Genomic DNA, 3,211 nt, shown 5'->3' on the forward strand with positions numbered 1-3,211 from the left:
AACAAATAACCAGTCTTATTAAGCCGGTCTTATTAAAAAATTCTTTATCTTATTAAAAAATTTTTTAAAGACTGCAGTGTAAAAATCTTAAAACATCTATATTTTCCGGCAATTAATTGTATAAACGGCAACAGAATTGTCATAGCATCAATTGTATAAAAGGGGAGTGTAAAAACTACCCTTATTTTTTTTGCATGTATACCAAGTATATTTGTTGACAAATTATGGTATTATAATGATGCTGATTTAAATAGATTTGCCACTGTAATAAGTGAACCTGTCCCGGTATTCTGCTAATGTCGATATTCCCAAAGGTAACAGGTAAAAGACTAATCAAAGTTTTATGTAGAAACGGGTTCATAAAAAAAGTCTTTATCATTTTTGTTTCGTTATCCTTACTATATATGTTTACAGTGATGAATAAGTCACAAGTTGACATAATATATATTATCGGAACTTATATTAATCTTATGCTTTTAACACATTGTTAATATATTAATACTGATTAACATACTAATACTGAATTAATCTGGCTTAACAAGTCCCCGAGCTTCCAAAGCCATTTTCACCTCTGTCCGTATTTTCAAGCTCTTCAGCAAAAACAATTTCTGCTTCCTGAACTTTTATTATTACCAGCTGGCATATTCTGTCATTCTTTTTTATATAAAAATCTTCTCTGCTGTCAAGGTTGATAAGGATTGCTTTAATCTCCCCTCTGTAGTTGCTGTCAATAAGTCCGGGTGTATTGACAAGAGATATACCGTTTTTGATTGCAAGACCGGATCTTGGCTGAACAAAGCCTGCATAGCCTCTGGGTATCTCTATTTTTATACCTGTGGGAATAAGCTTTCTCTCAAAAGGCTTTAAAACGGTATCAATCGTGCTTCTAAGGTCCAGACCGGCATCACCTTCATGAGCATATTCGGGATAAGCGATTGTTTTATCAAGGATTTGTATTCTTATTTTCATGATAAAGAGTTACTCCAAAAAAATAAATTATAATGAAATGATAATAAACTTATTTATCTATATGATAAAATTTATCTATATGATAAAAAATATCATTTTTCTGCATCAGGATTATTATAGATTAGATTATTATAGTATGGAATGCTGTTTAATTAGAAGCTATAATCGGGATTATAAGTGGTTTTCCCAGAAAACCATCATCATCTTCGCTTATATCGTTTATCCTCTTTACCTCAGCAAGAAAATCAAATCTGCTGTCAATCTTATAATTTCTGCAAATGGTTTCCTTTAGCTGATGATTGTTTTCAAATACGACTGTTTCATACCTTAGTATATTCTTTTTTCCTGTAAATTTTGAACTGTTTGCAAGAACAGCAACCACAACAAGAGAAAACACAATTACAAGGGTTATCACATACATTGTTTTTATTAATTTTGTATTAACCATTATTACCACCTATTTACATATTTTATTGCACATTTTTGCAAAATGATTAACTAAAAAGCGAACACATGTTCGTAATTGTGATTATATACGAACATGTGTTCGTGTCAAGATTTTTCTCTATTTTCTTTTAATAATAAGGAAATTTTGTTAATATAACGGATTATTATAATTAAGTGAAAGTTCTGAAATGTCTCAAATAACTGCTTATTTTTCTGAAAATATCGGAAAGATACTGTCTACCTTTTTTACTGCAATGACTCCCATAGGAGAATTAAGAGCATCTATTCCACTGGGTCTTGGTGTTTATAAGCTGGATATTTACAGCACTATAATATTCTCAATACTGGGCAATCTGATTCCGGCTGTGGTAATAGTCTATGCTCTGGAACCTGTATCAAAATTTTTAATGAAAAGATTTAGGATTTTTGACAGATTCTTCACATGGCTGTTTAACCGGACAAGAAAAAAATATTATAAGAAATTTGAAAAATACTCAGGTTTTGCATTAGCGACCTTTGTGGGTATCCCCCTCCCTGTCACAGGCGCATGGACCGGGGCAACAATTGCTTTTGTTTTCGGCATTCCACCTAAAAAAGCTGTTCTGGATATCTTTCTTGGAATACTTATGGCGGCGGCAATTGTCACTATTGTTTTTAAAACTGTCGGATACGTTAGTTTTATAACTGTACGTTAGTTTTACAACCAGGCAGTATTAGTATTATTTTCAGGATCTGATTCTGTTTAATAAAAAATCTGTATAGCTTCATTATTATTTGTTAAAATTGTTTTGCTTACAATATCTTTCTAAAAGATACAGGATAATTAATATTTATTATATTTAAGGAGGAAAAGTGGCTGAAATTTTTTATGACAAGGATATTGATATCAGTATTCTTGAAGGGAAAAAAATTGCAATAATAGGATTTGGAAGTCAGGGCCATGCCCATGCACAAAACCTAAGGGAAAGCGGACTGGATGTAATTGTCGGTGAACTTGAAGGAAGCAAGGCATGGAACTCTGCAAAAGAAAAGGGATTTGAGGTGTTTACTGCTGATAAAGCTGCCGAGCAGGGAGATATTATAACAATCCTGGTGAATGATGAATTGCAGAGAGATCTTTTCTACAGATATATAGCTCCCAACCTCAAAGCCGGCAATGTGCTTGCATTCGCACATGGTTTTAATATCCACTATTCACAGATAATCCCCCCGGAAAATGTTGATGTAATAATGATTGCGCCAAAAGGCCCGGGACATATTGTCAGAAGAATGTACACTCAGGGCAGCGGCGTTCCGTCCATAATTGCGGTGGAACAGGATTTTTCCGGAAACGGAATGAAAATAGCTCTTGCATATGCAAAAGGTATAGGAGCCGGAAGAGCCGGGATAATAACCACTACTTTTAAAGAAGAAACCGAGACTGATTTATTCGGAGAGCAGGCTGTATTATGCGGTGGATGCACTGAACTTATAAGAGCAGGTTTTGATACCCTTACAGATGCAGGATATCAGCCTGAAATAGCTTATTTTGAAGTACTTCATGAGTTAAAGCTTATTGTTGACCTCATTTACGAACATGGTATCTCAGGTATGAGATATTCAATAAGTGATACTGCGGAATACGGAGATCTTGTCATTGGTAAAAAAATAATTACAGATGAAACCAGAAAAAACATGAAGAAAATTCTCTGCGACATTCAGGACGGTTCTTTTGCAAAGGAATGGATACTTGAAAACAAGGCAGGAAGACCTGTGTTTAATTCTTTAAGAAAAAAAGAAGCAAATCACAGAATAG

General features: G+C 33.8%; 4 protein-coding genes. 2 read left to right on the forward strand and 2 right to left on the reverse strand.

Features of this window, described 5'->3' with window-relative positions:
* Positions 1-534: 534 nt before the first annotated feature.
* Both dut and GXZ93_02240 read right to left on the reverse strand, forming a co-directional pair.
* Entirely contained in the window at positions 535-969 is a 435-nt protein-coding gene (gene dut / locus GXZ93_02235; GenBank protein HHT78603.1) for a dUTP diphosphatase, read from the reverse strand.
* A gap of 148 nt (positions 970-1,117) precedes the next feature.
* On the reverse strand, positions 1,118-1,417 hold the full coding sequence (locus GXZ93_02240; GenBank protein ID HHT78604.1) for a hypothetical protein: 300 nt from the start codon (positions 1,415-1,417) through the stop codon (positions 1,118-1,120).
* Between the two features lie 187 nt (positions 1,418-1,604).
* Here GXZ93_02240 and GXZ93_02245 point away from each other — a divergent pair, with 187 nt between their 5' ends.
* Together GXZ93_02245 and ilvC are read left to right on the forward strand one after the other, a co-directional pair.
* On the forward strand, positions 1,605-2,111 hold the full coding sequence (locus GXZ93_02245) for a small multi-drug export protein (protein ID HHT78605.1): 507 nt from the start codon (positions 1,605-1,607) through the stop codon (positions 2,109-2,111).
* Positions 2,112-2,268: 157 nt separating this feature from the next.
* A partial coding sequence (ilvC, locus tag GXZ93_02250) for a ketol-acid reductoisomerase (GenBank protein ID HHT78606.1) occupies positions 2,269-3,211 on the forward strand: 943 nt, incomplete at its 3' end.

It is taken from the genome of Actinomycetota bacterium (genome assembly GCA_012837825.1).
In the GTDB taxonomy this organism is placed as follows: domain Bacteria; phylum Actinomycetota; class Humimicrobiia; order Humimicrobiales; family Humimicrobiaceae; genus Humimicrobium.